Annotated in this window: 2 protein-coding genes and 1 pseudogene; all 3 read left to right on the plus strand. The window is 60.4% G+C overall.

The genetic code is table 11. The features are described 5' to 3' along the window. Positions 1-126: pseudogene (locus P0D71_RS36025) on the plus strand (NAD(P)(+) transhydrogenase (Re/Si-specific) subunit alpha); the annotation flags it as partial. Positions 127-138: 12 nt separating this feature from the next. Beyond that, complete coding sequence (locus P0D71_RS36030; protein WP_074763055.1) at positions 139-471, plus strand: NAD(P) transhydrogenase subunit alpha part 2; 333 nt, start codon at positions 139-141, stop codon at positions 469-471. Next, positions 471-589: NAD(P)(+) transhydrogenase (Re/Si-specific) subunit beta (locus P0D71_RS36035; RefSeq protein WP_408483889.1), on the plus strand; the 119-nt coding region annotated here is incomplete at its 3' end. The genes P0D71_RS36030 and P0D71_RS36035, both read left to right, overlap by 1 nt.

The following is a 589-nucleotide window of genomic DNA, read 5'->3' on the forward strand; positions in this document are numbered from 1 at the left end:
CGCAACCTGCTCGACTTCCTCAAGCTGATCATCACGAAGGAAGGCGCCCTGAACATCGATCTCGCGGACGATATCGTCGCGGCCACGCTGCTGGCCCGCGATGGTGAAGTCACGCGCAAGTCTTAACGGAGAACGGCGATGGAAGTCATCAACCACACCGTCATCAACCTGATCATCTTCGTGCTGGCGATCTACGTCGGCTACCACGTGGTCTGGAACGTCACGCCCGCGCTGCACACGCCGCTGATGGCCGTGACCAACGCGATCTCGGCGATCGTGATCGTCGGCGCCATGCTCGCTGCGGGGCTGACTTTAGGCACGCCCGGCAAATTCTTCGGCACGCTGGCCGTCGCGCTCGCGGCCGTCAACGTGTTCGGCGGGTTTTTAGTGACGAGGCGAATGCTCGAGATGTTCCGCAAGAAAGAGCCGAAGAAGCTGATCGCAGACAAGACGGCCAAGGAGAACGCGTAATGAGTCTGAACGTCGTCACGCTGCTTTATCTGGTCGCGTCGGTCTGCTTCATCCAGGCGCTCAAGGGGCTGTCCAATCCTAAAACCGCGCGCATCGGCAACACCTTCGGCATGGTCGG

The organism is Paraburkholderia sp. RL17-383-BIF-A (assembly GCF_046028015.1).
Classification (GTDB): domain Bacteria; phylum Pseudomonadota; class Gammaproteobacteria; order Burkholderiales; family Burkholderiaceae; genus Paraburkholderia.